The organism is Pseudomonas fluorescens HK44 (assembly GCF_000217955.3).
GTDB lineage: Bacteria > Pseudomonadota > Gammaproteobacteria > Pseudomonadales > Pseudomonadaceae > Aquipseudomonas > Aquipseudomonas fluorescens_AQ.
Genome location: NZ_AFOY02000013.1, coordinates 1 through 16,629 on the forward strand (window position 1 = coordinate 1; position 16,629 = coordinate 16,629).

Here is a 16,629-nt window from a genome sequence, read left to right on the forward strand (position 1 = left end):
AACTAGAGCGCATCGCGAAAGCTAGTGAAGCAGCGCAGAAAGTCGCCATGGAGCGACAAAACAGCCTGACCCTCAAGCCTCAGTGAAAAAAGTTTGGCGTTCAAAACCGTTGAAAAATATAGGGCATTCGCAGGATCGAGCATGGACGCTCTGGAACGCTATCTAGCAGCATTGTCGAGGTTTTTGTTATAACTACCTGATTGCCCAGCCAAACGGCCACTCGAAACATCAACAAGAGCCGTTGCAATCAAAATTCAACGCAAAAAAAACCCGCCTTGGGGGCGGGTTTTTTAAAAGAACTCAGGGAACTAGATCGGACTTTGCTGTGGCGGCGAGGCGACCTAGCTCCCCCAGGAGCGTCATTCTATGCATAACCCCTCCGGGTTTTCAAGATATGACCTCCGCCTTAGGACGCTTTTTGCGTCTAGGTGGTGGTCATGCGTCAGTTAGATCTTTTCACAGCCCAGAGGCTGCCCCGTCGTCCGTCGTGCATCGACTACTTTCCGGGTAAACCGGACATGAAGCCGCTCGTGCTGGCATTGGCGTATCGCCATATCCAGTTCAACAATCCGTCTGCGATGCACTGGATCGTTATCGACATCGATCACCCGGTGATTTCCGACCCGATCTCGCGGCAGATGAAAGCGATCTTGGACGGTGACGTGCCGACTCCGAATTTTTTGGCGGTTAACCCGCTGAGCGGCAGGGCGCATGCGTACTACGCGCTGGCCAGGCCGGTGCCAAAAGGCGATTTTGCCAAGATCAAAGCCACGCGCTACGCCGCTGCCATTGAAGCCGCGCTGATTTTTGCCCTGAACGGCGACCCGGCCTATACCGGGCACATCGCGAAAAATCCGATCCACTTGGATTGGCGTCTGATCAACTTGCGCGAAGCACCGTACACGCTGCACGAGCTGGAAGATGGGTTGGAATTAGCGGGCCCCTGCAAAGCCGAGCAGCGTGAAGAAGCGCTGAGCAACGGCAGCATTGGCCGCAACGTCGCGGTCTTCGACTTGTTGCGCTTCCATGCTTATCAGCACGTCATGATGTACCGCGAAGACTCGACCGAAGCCACCTGGAAGCGCTACCTGGCCGCCCGTGCTGACGATTACAACAGCACGCAAAACCCGCCCCTAGCCCCGAACGAGTTGAAACACATCGTTTCAAGCGTGGCTAAGTGGACGTGGAAAACCTACAGCGGCACCTTGAGCGATGCCGCGTTTAGCGACCTACAAGCCTACAGGGGCGCCCGTGGTGGCCGCATCAGCGCCAAGGTGCGAGCGGAAGCCGCAGAGAAACAGGGCGTCACCATGAGCGATCAGATGAAAGCTGTGCGGGCCAAAAGACCGACCCAGGGGAAGCCGTGGGAAGCCCTGGGCATTAGCCGGAAAACTTGGTATCGCGACCGCAAGGCGGAAGATGAGAATGGATCTCGTCCGTGACACTCTACGAAGCCATAGTCAAACCGGCCCCTGCCGTACGCGTGTGTCGGTAGACAGCAGGGAGAGACTGGGCCTTTGTCTGGTCATCGTGAGCAGAAGGTGTTGTGTGTCTTCTGATCCCATAGAAAATAGAAACCAGCTCTGCAGTAGCTCACTGCAAATGCCACGCAAACCAATGAGACAAACGAACCATAGTCAGACAGGGGCCTGGCTTCGCCGGTTTGCCGACAAGCCCAGGGGCTGCCCTGGCGGGCGGTTGGCCTCAAAGCGGCAGATCAAGATCTACATCAAACGCCAGATCACAAGCTTGATGGCCAACAGCGCCGGATAAAGCCAGATCAAGAGCAGCCCGGCCCCTGGCCGGAAGTGGCGATCCCTCGATATCAGAGTTCGACCAGGAGCTGCTTGATGCCTGCACGGGTGCAAAAGCGCTCGACCGCCGTCAGGCTCGACCAGACTCTGACGGGTTCGCGGCGAGACCGCACAGGAAGCCACCGCAGGCCGACACGCGCTTCGATAGCCCAGCCGGCGTCTACACGGACGGCGCGACACTCGCGCAGCGCAGAAGCGCTTATAAGCGCTTCAAGAGCCCCTTGCTGATACCCCTTTTTCATCAGTTCTCACCGTGTGCGACTCGAATTCTCAAACCGTAGCCGGTTTTTGAGACGCGGCGCGTCAGCGGTTGAGACATGGCCAGCTCACCAGGGCGGCGCAAAAGCCGAACGGATGTCGCTCAACAGGCGTTGAATTGCTCTGAAGCCAGGCCCCGGCAGGCCGGTACGCCAGAAGTGGCGGTACTGGTGACCACGACCCCGCCACATTTCAACCAGCAGCGCCTTGTCTGTACCCCCGCATTGAACATATGTCCCGCTATGCGCATGCAGATTGATAGCCAGTCACAACACAGGCCCCGTAGACAGACAGAAAAAAAATCGGCCCAATGCCGCACCCACACAAGGAGGTCAAATAATGTCACTCAGCTTTATGCGAAATGTTCGGGATGTTGACTCTATTATAACTGCAATAGATAACGTTATAAGATTTCCTGAAACACTAGATAACCAGATAAATATTTACTACAGTCACGTAGAGCTTTTTCGAGAATATATACGGTTATCGAGCAGCAGCGCAGAGCTACTAGATCGGATCAGAGCCGACAAAATAGACTCTAAAACACGCATGTCGTTACTTAAACTTTTTCGACGTTGTGTTAGCCCCGTTCTCGATACTGAAAAAACAAAAAAATCAGATCAGTTAGCACTAATAGTTTAGTATTAAATTACGGTCATACTTTTAAGCCGATTGAATTATTAAAACAACAGTTTTCAGATATGCGTGATGATTATAAGTCTGCTCTCTGCGCCTTGCTTGGTGAATACGATACAAGAGGTAGCTCTGGCTATGCTTTAACAGGAATATTTTTTGATTGGTTTAATTATAAATTTTCAAGAGAAATGATAATAGAAGGGCCGCGTGGCGCGGGACGCGATATAGAATTAAACACTTTGTTTTCTGAATTTTAAGGGCAATATCCTTGCGACTTTGTAATCAGAAATAAAAGCACGCAAGAAGCGTTAGCTATTGGTTTCGCTAGATATGACTCAACGAGGGGAGGAGCTCAATCTGATGATCGCACAGGAGGCAATTCACACAAGGTCTTAAAAGCCAGACAATTCTGCGAAAAAACCAATGACTCAATAAGAATTATATTTTTATCCGATGGCCCAGGTCTTTCCCATGGCGATACGTGGGAAGAGACCTGCGCCCTAGATGGATCTTGGCTCGATCACGTCAGAGTGACAACTCTTAAAACTGCTGACTTACGTATAACACGAGACTGGCTATTGTCCGTTGCATCAAATCGCAGCTAATTCAAGTATCTCGTCTTTGAATGTGTCTAAAAGCTCGGCATCGGCTATAAATGAAATATCATAGTCGGTGTTCGAGGCACGAACAGATTCCAGACTCTCTTTATCGAAGCCAAAAAGGTCTTGATATTTCTCTTTTGATTTGTCGTTATTTTTTTGTACGTAGTCACCCATAGGCGACAATCCTTTGCGCAAGCGCTTCAGCGTGGCCTCAATAGCAGCAAATGATTGATCTATGCCTACACACCTGCGTCCGAGCTCGCAAGCGGCGTGCATAGTGGTTCCCGACCCATTGAACGGATCTAATACCAGATCACCTGGATCACTACTAGCGCCAACTATCATTTTCAACATGTCATAGTTTTTTTCTGTTGGATATCCAGAAATGACAATACTTTGATGATGTGCATCTCTAAAATCTTCCCAATAATCAGTGTAAGGCCTCTGTTTATCATCAGTTAAATATACTTTTCTACGTGGGTTTCCGTTTTTTGACCAATGAATATCGCCTGCGGCATCCAACGCATCTAGTTTAGATGGTACATACTGCCAGTGCTTACCTGGAGGGGGAAGCATTCCGCGCCACTCTAATCCGGTCTGTCCATGTCTGGTGCCGGGGGCATGAACTGGAACCAGTTTATACTGTCCCTTTTCATCAACCTTAGTGTATTCCTTGCTAATCCATTCGTCACTTGGTTTTTGCCCTGGTTTATTCCATTTATAATTGTCAGTCTTGGAATAAAAAAGAATATAGTCATTTATGTTTGCATATTGATGTTTTGTAAAATTTTTACTGCTGCATTTTCTACGAGTGATAATATTTCTGAAGTTTTTTAACGCCGAAAACTTCATCCATGACTATTTTTAGTTGCGCCACCATCTGGTGGCCAATATGTAAATAGATGGAACCATCATCAGATAAAATTTCTCGCATAAGTATAAGTCGGCGGCGCATAAATTCTATGTACGCAGTATCGCTTATTTGATCGTTATAAGCATGCTTTAAATCTCTAGTCTGAAAATCCATACCTGTATTATAGGGAGGATCAAGATAGATAAGAGTAGCTTTTTCACCTGACTCTAACAGCTTATGCAGACCAAAATAGTTATCCGCCAAAATAATACTATTATCGTCTACTGTTGTTATTTTTTTTGTTTCGCCGCTTCTCATCACTTTCAAAAACGACGAAGGCAATGGCTTTAATATTTCTGCGACTGAAATTTTATTAGGATAAGTAAACTCGAAAAAATTCGTGTAAGGCAGCGGGTGCGGATCTCGATGTGGCATGACTGCTGTTAAAGAGTCAACACTGTGCTGTTCTTTTTTCGAAATTCCAGTTGCCATACGATCCTCTAGGTATAGGTTGATCCTGTCATTCTAACGCATTGTTTTAGAGGTAACCAGTGGTTACCTTATTTATTTTATTTTACTGACTAATGTGCCCCGTTGGTCTTCAAAGAAGCGGCCTTTACTCTTAACAGGGAGGCAGCTGCGGAAGCGGATCTGCCTTCACCAAGGGGTTGGGGGGATGCACGGGAAGCACACCAGGTTCGTTTTTCCCCATACTCATTAGCCAGCGCAGACAGCTGAAGCCGACGAGGCGATGTGGAAAGGCTATGGCACTCCCCCCTAAAACTAAGCATTCAAAAAAACGTGGCCGACCTCGTTTAGAGACGCTGTTTGCTCGGTATGAAATACAGATCACAAGCTGGGATTTCAGCTGGTCGTTCTGCCTCGCCAGGCCTACGGATAGGTGGCAAGGGAAAAGCCATTTTAAAGAGATGGCCACCTTGACGTTGCATGGTCATGTTATTGAGCCCGAGGTGTTCAAATATCCAGAAGCACTCCTGCGTTTAGTCGCTGATCCATGGTTAGATACCTTGGTAGAGCAACCATCGGCTATCGGTTCGCTTTATACCAATGACAAACAGCTAACGGGCTATGTCTGCATTCCCAGCCATCAGATGCCCATGCTGGTGAGCGCGGCGAATCGATTGCTGTTTATTGAACTCAATGGAGCACCGTTGCGCTATCGCAGAGCACTGATTAGAGAGCTCCATCTGAGTACGGCTCCAGATTAATTCGCTCACACCCGAATCCGTTCCACCTCATCCAGGCTGATGTCATCGCTGCGCCGATCATAGAGCTGGGTGGTACGGGTCGAGGCATGATTGGCCATAGCTGCGGCGTTTTCCAGGGTGCCGCCGTTCTTCAGGTAGGCCGTGATCCCAGTGGCCCGGAACGTATGGTTGCCGATCAACGTTTTGAGCCCAGCCGCCAAAGCCCGTCGCCGCACCATGGCATGCGCGTTCGCTTGCGGCAGGGCCGTGGCACTCAGTTGCCCAGTACCCCGCCCAATGGTGCGAAACAAAGGGCTCTTCGGATCACCCTCGATTCCGGTCTGCCCCAGGTACCCGTATAGGTACTCTTCCAACAGGTGATGACAGGGCATCGCATGCTGCTTACCGCCCTTCTCACGCAGCCGCACCCACAACCGGCGATTCTGCGTGTAGACGTCTTCGACCTTCATGGCCAGGGCAGCACCGATGCGGGCGAACGAAAACACCATCAACGCAATCAACGCGCGGTCACGCAGCCCAGCCGGCGTGCTGACATCGATGCTGTCCAGGATCTGTCGCGCTTCGGATGGATCGAGCACCGGGGTTTTACCGGTGCGAGCGCTATAGCTCGGCCCGCGCACCGAAGCCGCTGGGTTATGCGGCACCACCTGACCGACCACCAACCAGTCGAACAGGTGTCGGATCGCCGCCAGTCGTTGTTTCACCGAAGGCGCGGCCAAGGTTTTTGTTTGCAGCTCGATCCAGGTCGCCACGTGCAGCGGAGCCACGGCGCCCAAGTCGGGAACGCCCACGGCCTGGCACCAGGTCAAAAACTCATTCACCGCCCGCGCATAGGCACGCCGGGTATTCGGGTTGCGGATATTGCCCGTGAAGAACTCCAGAAAACGTACCCCGGCCCGTTCGCCGGCCCGTTCGCCGGCCTGAGTGACCAGCGCCGGGACGTGGGCCGTGATTGAGCCCGTCAGGACAAGCCCGCTCATGACAGCTCAATTCCCAGCTTTTCCTTGAGCACTTCCTTGCCGTAGGCCTTCCCTAGCTCCAGCAAGACGCCGAGACCTGCAACACCTGCCTTTTCCGCACCGGCCTTGGTACGACGCCACACCTCACCGTCGCGGACGGTGTCGAGGAACTCATGGCCTCTATAGGTCAAATGCTTGGGCTCCCAAATGAATCCACCCGGCCCTAGGTGATTATGACTCTGTCCTACCAGCAGCCCTGCCTCATGCAGCAGCATGACGTGGTAAGAAATCACCATCGGTGTTTTACCTTCGACTACTAACGAAATGCTTGCACGTGGATCTTCTTCACTGGCTTCGACAACCAGCAAAATTTCGCGCACCAGGTCTTTGTCGAGCTTCATCCAGGGTATCCTTTTCTATATGTGATAAAGGACATTATCACATATAGAGGCACGGTTATGAGCAACCGAGCTTGACCTTACTCGGATAGGTTTTTAAGCAGGCCGCTTGCCAGGATCTGAGTCAAAGGGAGTCAAGGTTCTAGGACAGGTTCAGAATAGGGGGTTCTCTAACCGTGGAGAACGACACCATGAAGCTTCCGCATATTGATTACAGCGATGACGCTGACATGAAAAAGACCCTTCAACAGGCCGCAGGAACGGCAGCAGCGTTCGTTGTAGTGGCGCTGATTCCAGTTGAAGCCCCTGTAGCCTTGGCTGCTGCGGGCGCCGTCGGCGCCGTCAGCGCTGGAATGCTTACTGCTAAAGGCGTCGGTGCCCTCTGGGACTGGATTATGGAGTGACGTCCTGGAGCGACCTAAACGCTCATGGCAGGTGGTCAGGGGAGCTATTCCCTGACCGCCTGCTACATGGCAAACCTGGGAGGCCAGAGGGGAAAGCCCCTTTGGGCAAGGGCTGAAGGCCAGCAGCGAGCTGGGTTCGCTAGCACGTGGTACGACGCACATGCAGATTCCCAGCATGATTTAAATTTGATTTGTATATTGATTCATTTTTTGAATCATGAAATGATGCCTATAGTTAACCAATAGGAGCATCACATGAACGACATCATTTCGCTGATCGAAAACTCCAAGAAAGCAAAAAAAGAGCTGGTCGCGTCTACCGTAAGAATGCCCAAAGAACTGTATTCGTTCATCGAGGGGCTGGCGGACGAAATCGAGATCTCCAAGCAGGAGGTCATGCTTAAGTTGTTGGAGAAAGGGGCCGCCATTGCGAAGGAAACCCTAGATGGCGCTGAAAAAACCGAAGCCGAGCTTGAAGAACCTTCCGTCAGTGGGTTTCACGTTCTGAACACGAACAAGGGCAATAACCTCGAAGACCATGAGTGGATGCTGGCAAATGGTGCTGCCGCCGCTTTCTACTCGCCTTGGAAATTCAACATCGACCGGATCAAAAAAGATGACGTGGTGTTCTTGTATGAGAATGGCAAAGGCATCGTCGCCTACGGTCGGGGCACCGGAAAAGTTGAGATCGGCGATCACGATGGCGATAAAGACGAAACTCATTATCAGAAGCTGCAGGGCTTCAGTGTCTTGGAGCGCCCTCTGCCCGCCGCTGAGCTCAAGAAAATCCTCAAGCGCAACGTTGTTTTTCTGAGAACGATGTCAGGGATGCCCGACGGTCAAAAAGTACTGGATCTGATTGAAGGGTAATATCGAGTCCACAAAAAATCCCGCCAATCAGCGGGATTTTTTGTGGGTTACACCAGGCCCGACAGCGCGAGCGCTTACTGCTCAGCAGTCCAAGCGGGCAAGGCCTTCAGTGCCTTTTTTATAGTGTCGGCTCGTCGTAGCCGATTCTTTGTTGATGCCGCTTCCAGCTCGGCACGTATGGCTTGATTTCAGGCACTACTGGCGTAACCGCCAGCGGTGGTTTACCAGAGGAACTTGTGCTTGTAGTTGCACTTGGCGAAAGCATGCAAAGAATCACGTCAAGCAGCAGCGCAAGCGCAAGCATGATCGCGTCCATAAGCGTCACTTCGACTCTCAAAACTTCCCGAAACTCTTGCTCATCGGTCTCAATGTACCGACTTGCTGCGCCGGTATTTTGAAGCTTGAGCAACGCGTCAAAAGCGGCAGGAACATCAGTCCGCCGAATTTCGTAAAAATCGACAAGGTCGCGATTTTTTGGAAGATCTACGAGCGTTCTTGTCACCACCTGGTTCAGTTTTTCGCCGGGGAAAGTTGTCCCTGCTTTGGCCCACATCACGCGGTTATTTTCAGATAAAACAAAGGTTTTTGCTTCTAACATGGCGCTATCTCCGTCGCTCTTGTTGTTGTCATGACAGTATGCGGATGGAGCAAATGACCGCGCAACCCCCAAGCCTGGGCCTGGCATAGGAGCTGTTTTACATATCACCCGTTATTCGCACTGAATAGACCCAATTGAGAATTTTTCGCATTAACTGATCACTCGCTTTTTTTGAAAATGCGAAACCATGCAAAGTGACCCAAAAAGGCGGGTTTTTTCGGCTTCAGAATTGGGACAGAGGCTTCTGGCACGCAGGTCGTGACGCCAGAGTGAGCCCATCTCAATCGCAGACGAGGCAGAAAACACATGCAGATCCGCACCGATTTCGACGGCACAGACCAGGGCCTGGCGGCGGCTGGGCGCAGCTACCAACGGCCTTCGAAAAAGCAGGTAAAATGCCACCACGATGAAATGGGGGCCGCGTGACAGGAATTCTTAAACTCAAGCCGAACCAGCTGGTACAGCACCCCAATGGCGGCGAAGTGTTCGGCGTGATCCCGGCGATTGCTCGCCTGGGCGCTGTCGAAGCCTTGATCTACCTGAAGGCCGGTATGCACCGTATAAGGCCAGGACAGCCAGCGGCTGGCTACGGCGTCCAACACATTTGGGAAGGCAAGAAGACGGAGCTGCGCAGGCGGGGCTGTACCACGCCGGAGGATGTGCCCCGGTTTGTGGCCGATCTGATTGTGCTGGGCGCCGAGATCTACCACGACCCGGCCCATGCTCGAGCGGCGATGAATCGCATCACGATCCTGCGGACGCAGGACGGAACGTTGCTGCTGGAGCCGCTGCCCGGAGATCGTAACCTGGGGTTCCACTATTCAGTGGTCACCTGGACGCCGCGCGCAAAGCCGATGGGCATCCAGGTCGGCACCATTGCCAAAAACTGGGCATGAAAAAAGCGGCCCGTGGGCCGCTTTCGTCTTGAATCGAGAGGCTATAGTCGCAGCGATTCTTTAGCTTCGAGACTCGTTTCCGTGTCTCTTGGTTCAGAATCCAACCGAGTCAAGCAGCCATACGAAGGTGGCCTATCGATTGTCCCTACGTCAGTGAGTACCAGTTTCACTGCTGCCGAAAGTCCGGGGGGCCAATACTGGAAAACCAAGCCCGGAAATGCGCGTTTGCAGTCCTCAACTACAAGGATATACAAGCTGACCCTTGTGAACAACCCAATTTGATGAAAAGCCTGATTTTACGGGGTTTCCGTGACCTCGGATGATCCCGTTTTTTGAATTTCTGGCCCTTTTCTTACCGGCGCAGTAAACGATTCAAACAACCAGGAGGACACGCATGGAGGATCTCGAAGCGGACATTGGCCAACTGTGGCACGCGGCAGCCGGCGTACTCGATGCACGCACCCTGCAGGAACTGGTCGACGGCGTGGCCGCGTTGCCGCAGGAGCCACCCTACTGTGGCGTGTACTGGTATCCGGTGCAGCACATCCCCGCCGCGCTGCAGGCCTTGCTGCAGCCGTACCGACTTGAGCGTGAGCGGCCTTCGGGGTGGCGCTGGGAAGCCAGCCCGCCGTCCTGGTGTTTTCCCGATGGCCTGGTCGAACAGCTCAGCGAGCGCCTGGCAGCGGCCATGGCCCCTGTTTGACTGTCCCAACCGTACCCCCTGTTTAACAGTCACAACGTCGCCTGGCGGCACCTGGCGCCGGCCTGCCGGCGACCTTCGGCCACCGACCGCCCGACCCCTGCAGCTGAAAAACGGCCTGTACCCGATAGGGGTACGCTGGTCGCCCATTTAAAAGGTACGGCGACGTATATTTAAAACGTGCGTCTACGTATCTTATTAAGGTACGCATACGTACCCTAAAAAAAGACGCATGCGTGTATTGACAAGGTACGCATGCGTACCCTACAATTATGCTCATAGGGACAACAACCGGGGGACGTAAAATGCGCATCAAAGAGAAGGGCACCAAGCTGCAGCTGTTGAGGGTCAGCTATTCGTCGGAGCGTGGTCGTAGCGTCGAGACCATGTTTGCCAGCCTTGATAAGACCGCCTTGAGCATCCCTGCGGAGCTGCGCAAGGTGCTGGAGGCGGACGAGGTCACGCAGCTGGAGGCGGAACTGCAGAAGCGCCAGGCGGGTGATCAGCTGGAGTCGAAGAGGCGCTCGCTGAAATACACGGCGAACTTTCTGTCGAGCTTTCGCCGGGCACTGGAAGACCCGGAGGCGTTGGTAGATCCGGAAAAACCTGAGAATAACTTTACCCAGGAAAAGGCCGATGCGCTGTGGGCTGAGCTCGATGCCACCCGCACGGCGTTGCGCAAGGCCGGCTTTGCCAGGCCCCAGCCGGAGGCCAAGCCTAAGGCTGCCCAGGGCGAGTAAACGAGCAGGCACAAAAAAGGGGCAGGACGCCCCGTTTTGTGAATTCATAATTATGAATTAATAATTATGAAGCTAGTAGCCTTCGCGTTCCAGCAGCTCGCGAATGATCCCGCTCACGGTCTTTTGGCCGTGCCCGCCGCGCTTGTTTACCAGCGCCGCGTCTTGCAGTTTTTCGATCATCGATGGCGGTAAACTGATTCCGATGGCTTGAGCTTTTTGCTCTGGATCAACTGTTTTTTTCGAATCAGCCGCTTTGGCTTTTTTCTGGCCGTAGGGCTTATCGGCGATTTGGTCGGCCAGTTGATCAGCCAGTTGATCGATGATCGTCGGGCTGGTGGGGTGCCGACCTGCGGCGGATTGGCTGCGCGGCTTAGACATTGAACACCTCCTGCATCAGCGCGTTGATCTCAGCAGCGGCAATCGCGTTGCCGGTTTCCAGAACCGACAAGCCTTCGCAGGCAGCGTCCTTATAGACTTTGCGTGAAAAGCCGACTGACTGCAGCACCTGGAAGTCGGGGAATTCTGCCAGGTAGGCTAAAAACTCCGCCCTCTCCTTCTCTTTCACTGACGCGTTGGTGCTGGCCATCGTGTGATAAATGCGCACCTGCAGTTCAGGATTGTGGTCGCGCCAGTTCACTAGTTGGTCTTGCAGTTCTTCCAGGGTGTCGAGATCAAATTGGCTGTTTTGGTGCGGGGCAATAATCAAGTCGGCGACCATGCCGCCTGTGATCAGCTCGCGAGAATTCCTCCCGGCCACGTCGACAATGACATGCTCATATTTTTCATTAAGACTTCGTAAAGTTGAAGCGATGCTACCAAGTTTTTCAACCAGTGTGATGGCTGGAAGATTGCTATTTTCTTCACGCTCCGCGTGCCACTTGGCCGCGCTACGCTGCTGGTCGGCATCGACCAGGCACACGTCCTTGCCGCGCTTGGCCAGGCCAACCGACAGGTTGGTGGCGGTCGTGGTCTTCGAGGCGCCGCCCTTGTTGCATCCGACAATCGTAATCATTGGGTGACTCCGCAATGAGCTGTTGTTATGAATTCATAATTCACAAATCATAATTCATAATTATGATTGGATCAAGTGGTATTTAGAGTCGACTTATGGGCTCGCTCACGGAGGGGGAGGGGAGATCTCGACAAGTAATAGGCATACCTAAATAAGGAACGCACACAGTCCAATTAAAAGGTACGCATGCGTATCTTGAAAGGGTGCGTCGGCGTATCTTGTATGGGTACGTTGGTCGTACCGTTAAAAGGTACGAGTGCGGTCTATGTAAGGGTACGTATACGGATCTCAATAAGGTACGCATGCGGACTCTTATTGGGGGTGGTGCCGTACCTTTTTGTGGTCTGCCTGTCTGTGGTGGCTGCTTTTGCGGTGACCTACCCGCAGGGGAGGGGGAGGGTCGCCCTTTCCCGCCATGGCGGGGCTGGCTTTACCCCCAAAAAGCCGATTTGCGCCCAACGCTTGGTCGCCTGGCGGCTCCAGCGATTTGGGCGCTTCAGGTCAGCCGGCTGCGCCGAAGAAAAGCCAACTCATCCCTAGCCGACCTCGAGCTTTTTGTCGGCAAAGCGGCGCAGACTATTATCCTAAAGAATATATCTGTTAGGGTATTACGGGGATGTTGAGCTAACTCAGGCTCGCACCTGGCCACCTCATTGGCGGTTGCTTGGGGATGGGCCGCTGAACCTCGACCATGCCCTAACATATATATCTGTTAGGGTTTAGAAGCAATGGCCGTTAGGCCTTGACCTCGGCTTTGTAGATCTGCGCGTGGCTGTCTTTGATCTCGGCCATGGCCGCCGCGAAGCGCTCTAATTCAGCCTTGATCGCCGCCTCGATGTCAGCGAGGTCAGCAGCGCCGACCTGGCTTTTGTTCGCCGCCGTTCGTCCCGGCGTAGCGAAGCTTTCCAGGGTGCTGCGCTTGTCGACGCCGCGACCCAGGAGGCGCTCGGCGACGTGCTGCGCGACCGTTGGCGTGATGTCGAGCCCTGTCTTTTTGGCTCGTTCCAAGGCATCGAGCACGACGGCCCGCATGAGCCGCTTGCTCCCTGCACTGCATTCAGCGCCGCAGATCCCTGTGATTCGAGCCATGGCTTTGCGGTACTCGACGCTTTCGAGCTGTTGTTCTCGCAGGGCTTTTACGGCGCTGGTCAGCTCTTTATAAGCAGCACCGACGTCCTTCGAGTAGTCGCCCAACAATTGGTTGCGCAGCCTGGTATCCATCTGGTCTCTCCTGTTCAATACCTTAACGCATATAACTGTTAGGGTAGTAATCTGGTGACAAAAAGGCAAGTCCGCTTTAGCTTTTGATCTATTGAATACCCAGACCAATCCGCTTTTGATGTTGATTTACTATCTAACCTGGCTGACTTTGCTGTTGATCTTGATCTTGATCTTGATCTTGATCTTGATCTTGATCTTGATCTTGATCTTGATCTTGATCTTGATCTTGATCTTGATCTACTCACTACCCAACTACTTCGCCTTTGATTTGGCTCTTGATCTATCCATAAAAACCACTCTGCTTGAAATACGTTGACTTGGGTTGTGCTCTTTTTTGATGATGTAAAGGCAATCAAGAGAAAGCAGCAAAGGCAAAACAAGGGCAATTAGTAGATGCCCTTTTTAAGCGGGTAGAGCTCAGGAGCAAGGGCTAACTCGGCTCCGCCGAGTTCCGTCACTCCGGTCGCTGCGCTCCCTTCTTTCCGGCCTTGCTCCCCGGCGCTTTGCTTGGGAAGAGATCAAAAGCAGATCAAAAACTATAAGAGCGAAAAGCCATGAACCAAGAGCAAAGCAAGCCAAAGCGGCGGCGTGGGCCTAAGCCCAATCCCAACCCGGCTGTTAAAAGAAACAAGCGGGTTAGCGTGTATTTCAATGAAGTTGAATATATCGAACTTTGCGGTCGTGTCAAAAAGCGTATTGAACTTTGCGACTATATCCGCGCCCAGGTGTTTGCCGGCAAAACTCCTTATAGCGTGACCGTCCCTGAACTGAACTTGCAGGCATATTCGGAGTTAGCCAGGGCCGCAGCCAATTTGAACCAAATTGCGCGGCAACTGAACATCGACAGCGATCCATTCGACTTTGATCAGCTGCGCAAAGAGTTGCACGCTTTCCGAATGGCGCTGATTCAAGGGGCGTTGTAATGAAAGGCATGCAGAAAATCTCCAGAGGCAGCGGCTTTGCCGGAACGGTGGCCTATGGATTTTTCGGGGACAAAAAAGATCCTCGGGATCTTGAGGGTGAGGTGATCGGCGGCAACATGTCCGGTGATGACCCTGAGAGCCTGGCTGCCGAGTTCGCCGCTTCAAGAGCGGTCAGGCCCGATGTGGCCAAACCCGTTTGGCACAACAGCTTGCGGCTGCCGACAGGGGACGAGCTCAGCCGCGAGAAGTGGGTGGAAATCGGCGACGAGTACATGAAGCGCATGGGTTTCTCTGACCATCACCAGCGCGTGTACATCCTGCACGATGACCCGGAAGGGCAGCACATCCACATCATTGCTTCACGCATCGGCCTCGATGGAGAGCTGTTCTTGGGCCGAAATGAAAACTTCAAAAGCACCAAGATCATCAGTGAACTGGAAGGCAAATACGGCCTGAGACCAACCGATGCCCCGACTTACGACGAAAAGGGCAGGGTCGTAATGCCGAGCAAATCCAAGCTCAGCAAAAGCGAGATCGAAAAAGCCGTTCGCACCGAAACCGAACCACCGCGCAAGCAACTGCAAAAGCTGGTTGATCAGGCGATGCACGGTAAGCCCAGCGTGACGCAATTCGTCGAGCGCCTGCAGGTGGCCGGCGTCGATGTGCAGCCCGCTATCGCCTCGACCGGTCGACTCAATGGTTTTTCGTTCGGCCTTCAGGGTAGCGACGTGTATTTCTCTGGCTCAAAGCTCGGTGACAGCTACAAATTATCCTCACTTCAAAAGCGTGGTTTAACGTATGACCAAGACCGAGAAAGCGAACTCCTACACGGACTCAAAGCCAGCGCTGGACATGCAGTTGGCAGTGATCGAGATGCAAAAAATGCTGACGGCATTCAACCCGGCAGCGCAGATCGAAACAGCGATCCAAAAGATGCAGGACACGCCATCGATATACGGCGAACTCCTGGCGGAGCAGATCGTGCCAGTGATCGAGCCGATCACGCAGATCCTGCAGGAGCTTCGGGACGTGTTGAGCGATCTGCGGACGAGCGCCGAGACGTTGAAACCAGCGCCGAAGCCCGCGACATCGGCTCAGAAGCCGGCGCAAGCATTGCCGGCACAGACGCCGAAAGCCCAATCGAAAGACCAGGCGCAGGCGCCGAAAGTCCAGGCACAAGCACCGAAAAAACCGCCGCTGCTGCAGTCCCTGCAGTGGCTCGTCCTAGTGAACATAGTCATCAGTCTGGGGACGTTGGGGCTGGTATTGGTACGGGCGTAGAAGTCTCTGGTGCAGGCCTTATCACCACTGGCGACAAGGTGATAGACGAACTCCTGCAGGCCGCACACAGCGGGCGTCTCAAAGCTGAGCGTGAGGTTTTGGCTCGCCAGAAAAAACAGCACCATGAAGACATGGCCAACGCGAAAAAACGCCAGGCGGAACTCGACAAGCCGGCGAGCAATCGCCTGTCTCAGCTTGCTGACCGGTCGCTTGATTCCAGCTGGCGAGCCGTGGAAATGCAGCGCTTTGCCAGTGCCATGGGCGCCGGCAAATTCCAAGTCACTTGCACGCCGGCAAACAAAAAAGCCGAGACGATCACGAAGGTGTACAGCGCCCAGGATCTGCAAGATCCGAAGGTCATCAAAAACCTGTCGCACTTGTCAGCGCGTAACTACACCGTCAGCGTTCAGCCGAGCGACTCGGCTGGCCTGATCATGCTCAAAGGCCTGGATAACCAGGACATCAAAAAAATGGAGGCCATCGGCCTGGCGCCTGCCGCCGTTGTGGAGTTTGCCGGCAAACATCAGGCGTGGATCGCGACAGGCGCAACCATGTCAGCCACCGAGCGCAAGGCGCTGACCAAGCGTATCGAAGACATGGTCGGGGTCGACAAAGCGGCTGGAATGGCAGGGCGCCTGGTCGGCTTCACCGGGGCCAGTCTGACTGCCGGAACTGGCCAAGTGGCGCCGGCTGCAGCGGAGCTCCTGGGCGAGATCAAAGCCGAAGCGGTTGAGGCCAAAGCGCAAGCGCTGCTGGCATCAGCTATCGAAAAAACGCTGGTAATTGGAGAGCGCGATTTTGTCGACGTGGGTGGCAAACACCTGCGCAAAGGCTTGCTAAGTGATGCGTGCAGGTCGGCTCTAAACGATCAGTCGATGTTTTTTGCTGGCAAGTACGACCCTAAAGTCGTTGAACAAGGCGTGCTCGAATCCATGGCGCGGCAGGGCGTCAAACCTTCACAAGCGTATCGCGCTGTTTTTGATGATTCGCCAGTCGCTGCAGGCGATGAGCGGCATGCCGCTGATGCGGTTGCGCAGGCTTTCACGCGTGTTGCGCTGGTGAAGGAAGGCAAGGATCTGGCCAGCGTCGACATCGCAACGGAGGCTGCAAGACGGCATCCTGATCTGATGAAACGGGCGGAGAGCCGGCAGGATTCAGAGGTCAAGGCGTATGACGCGCAAGTGAAAGCGAGCGGCGAGGCTGACAGTGCGCGCCGGGCGAAGGCAGCTGAACTA

At 53.5% G+C, this 16,629-nt stretch carries 18 protein-coding genes; 10 read left to right on the forward strand and 8 right to left on the reverse strand.

From position 1 onward, the window contains the following. The first annotated feature begins 437 nt into the window (after window positions 1-437). A complete protein-coding gene (locus HK44_RS11990) occupies window positions 438-1,442 on the forward strand; it encodes a replication initiation protein (protein ID WP_019692623.1) in 1,005 nt (334 codons plus the stop codon). A 1,331-nt stretch (window positions 1,443-2,773) separates the two neighbouring features. Beyond that, window positions 2,774-2,965 carry a hypothetical protein gene (locus HK44_RS29420; RefSeq protein WP_198424417.1) on the forward strand — a complete coding sequence of 64 codons (192 nt, stop codon included), beginning with the start codon at window positions 2,774-2,776 and terminating at the stop codon, window positions 2,963-2,965. A gap of 333 nt (window positions 2,966-3,298) precedes the next feature. On the opposite strand, the gene HK44_RS29425 is transcribed toward HK44_RS29420, so the two are convergent. Both HK44_RS29425 and HK44_RS29430 read right to left on the reverse strand, forming a co-directional pair. After that, window positions 3,299-4,162 carry a DNA methyltransferase gene (locus HK44_RS29425; protein WP_198424418.1) on the reverse strand — a complete coding sequence of 288 codons (864 nt, stop codon included), beginning with the start codon at window positions 4,160-4,162 and terminating at the stop codon, window positions 3,299-3,301. Beyond that, window positions 4,116-4,655: a DNA methyltransferase gene (locus HK44_RS29430; protein ID WP_024264880.1), complete on the reverse strand. Its 540-nt coding sequence runs from the start codon at window positions 4,653-4,655 to the stop codon at window positions 4,116-4,118. Before HK44_RS29430 ends, HK44_RS29425 begins: the two co-directional genes overlap by 47 nt. Window positions 4,656-4,927: 272 nt before the next feature. Here HK44_RS29430 and HK44_RS12005 point away from each other — a divergent pair, with 272 nt between their 5' ends. Next, entirely contained in the window at window positions 4,928-5,392 is a 465-nt protein-coding gene (locus HK44_RS12005; protein WP_019692620.1) for a hypothetical protein, read from the forward strand. A gap of 5 nt (window positions 5,393-5,397) precedes the next feature. Here HK44_RS12005 and HK44_RS12010 read toward each other — a convergent pair whose 3' ends face one another. Together HK44_RS12010 and HK44_RS12015 are read right to left on the reverse strand one after the other, a co-directional pair. After that, the gene (locus HK44_RS12010; protein ID WP_019692619.1) at window positions 5,398-6,372 is read right to left on the reverse strand and encodes a tyrosine-type recombinase/integrase; all 975 of its coding nucleotides are present in this window, start codon (window positions 6,370-6,372) and stop codon (window positions 5,398-5,400) included. Then, entirely contained in the window at window positions 6,369-6,752 is a 384-nt protein-coding gene (locus HK44_RS12015) for a DUF2513 domain-containing protein (RefSeq protein ID WP_019692618.1), read from the reverse strand. The genes HK44_RS12010 and HK44_RS12015 overlap by 4 nt, the downstream gene beginning before the upstream one ends. A 188-nt stretch (window positions 6,753-6,940) precedes the next feature. On the opposite strand from HK44_RS12015, the gene HK44_RS12020 reads away from it, so the two are divergent. Both HK44_RS12020 and HK44_RS12025 read left to right on the forward strand, forming a co-directional pair. Beyond that, window positions 6,941-7,153: a hypothetical protein gene (locus HK44_RS12020; RefSeq protein ID WP_019692617.1), complete on the forward strand. Its 213-nt coding sequence runs from the start codon at window positions 6,941-6,943 to the stop codon at window positions 7,151-7,153. Window positions 7,154-7,408: 255 nt separating this feature from the next. Beyond that, on the forward strand, window positions 7,409-8,023 hold the full coding sequence (locus HK44_RS12025) for a hypothetical protein (RefSeq protein ID WP_019692615.1): 615 nt from the start codon (window positions 7,409-7,411) through the stop codon (window positions 8,021-8,023). 118 nt (window positions 8,024-8,141) lie between these two features. On the opposite strand, the gene HK44_RS12030 is transcribed toward HK44_RS12025, so the two are convergent. Further along, window positions 8,142-8,621: a hypothetical protein gene (locus tag HK44_RS12030; protein WP_019692614.1), complete on the reverse strand. Its 480-nt coding sequence runs from the start codon at window positions 8,619-8,621 to the stop codon at window positions 8,142-8,144. Between the two features lie 422 nt (window positions 8,622-9,043). On the opposite strand from HK44_RS12030, the gene HK44_RS12035 reads away from it, so the two are divergent. From HK44_RS12035 to HK44_RS12045, 3 genes are all read left to right on the forward strand, one after another. Further along, window positions 9,044-9,517, forward strand: a complete 474-nt coding sequence (locus tag HK44_RS12035) for a hypothetical protein (RefSeq protein ID WP_019692612.1) — start codon at window positions 9,044-9,046, stop codon at window positions 9,515-9,517. Between the two features lie 394 nt (window positions 9,518-9,911). Further along, window positions 9,912-10,220: a hypothetical protein gene (locus HK44_RS12040; RefSeq protein ID WP_019692611.1), complete on the forward strand. Its 309-nt coding sequence runs from the start codon at window positions 9,912-9,914 to the stop codon at window positions 10,218-10,220. Window positions 10,221-10,522: 302 nt separating this feature from the next. Further along, on the forward strand, window positions 10,523-10,957 hold the full coding sequence (locus HK44_RS12045; RefSeq protein WP_019692610.1) for a hypothetical protein: 435 nt from the start codon (window positions 10,523-10,525) through the stop codon (window positions 10,955-10,957). A 72-nt stretch (window positions 10,958-11,029) separates the two neighbouring features. On the opposite strand, the gene HK44_RS12050 is transcribed toward HK44_RS12045, so the two are convergent. From HK44_RS12050 to HK44_RS12060, 3 genes are all read right to left on the reverse strand, one after another. Further along, window positions 11,030-11,335: a hypothetical protein gene (locus HK44_RS12050; protein WP_019692609.1), complete on the reverse strand. Its 306-nt coding sequence runs from the start codon at window positions 11,333-11,335 to the stop codon at window positions 11,030-11,032. After that, window positions 11,328-11,969 (reverse strand): AAA family ATPase, encoded by a 642-nt coding sequence (locus HK44_RS12055; protein WP_019692608.1) that lies wholly within the window; start codon window positions 11,967-11,969, stop codon window positions 11,328-11,330. Before HK44_RS12055 ends, HK44_RS12050 begins: the two co-directional genes overlap by 8 nt. Before the next feature lie 735 nt (window positions 11,970-12,704). Beyond that, entirely contained in the window at window positions 12,705-13,190 is a 486-nt protein-coding gene (locus HK44_RS12060; protein WP_019692607.1) for a hypothetical protein, read from the reverse strand. A 554-nt stretch (window positions 13,191-13,744) separates the two neighbouring features. Here HK44_RS12060 and HK44_RS12065 point away from each other — a divergent pair. Next, window positions 13,745-14,113: a plasmid mobilization protein gene (locus HK44_RS12065; protein WP_080690615.1), complete on the forward strand. Its 369-nt coding sequence runs from the start codon at window positions 13,745-13,747 to the stop codon at window positions 14,111-14,113. Beyond that, a partial coding sequence (locus tag HK44_RS12070) for a relaxase/mobilization nuclease domain-containing protein (protein ID WP_052014746.1) occupies window positions 14,113-16,629 on the forward strand: 2,517 nt, incomplete at its 3' end. The genes HK44_RS12065 and HK44_RS12070, both read left to right, overlap by 1 nt.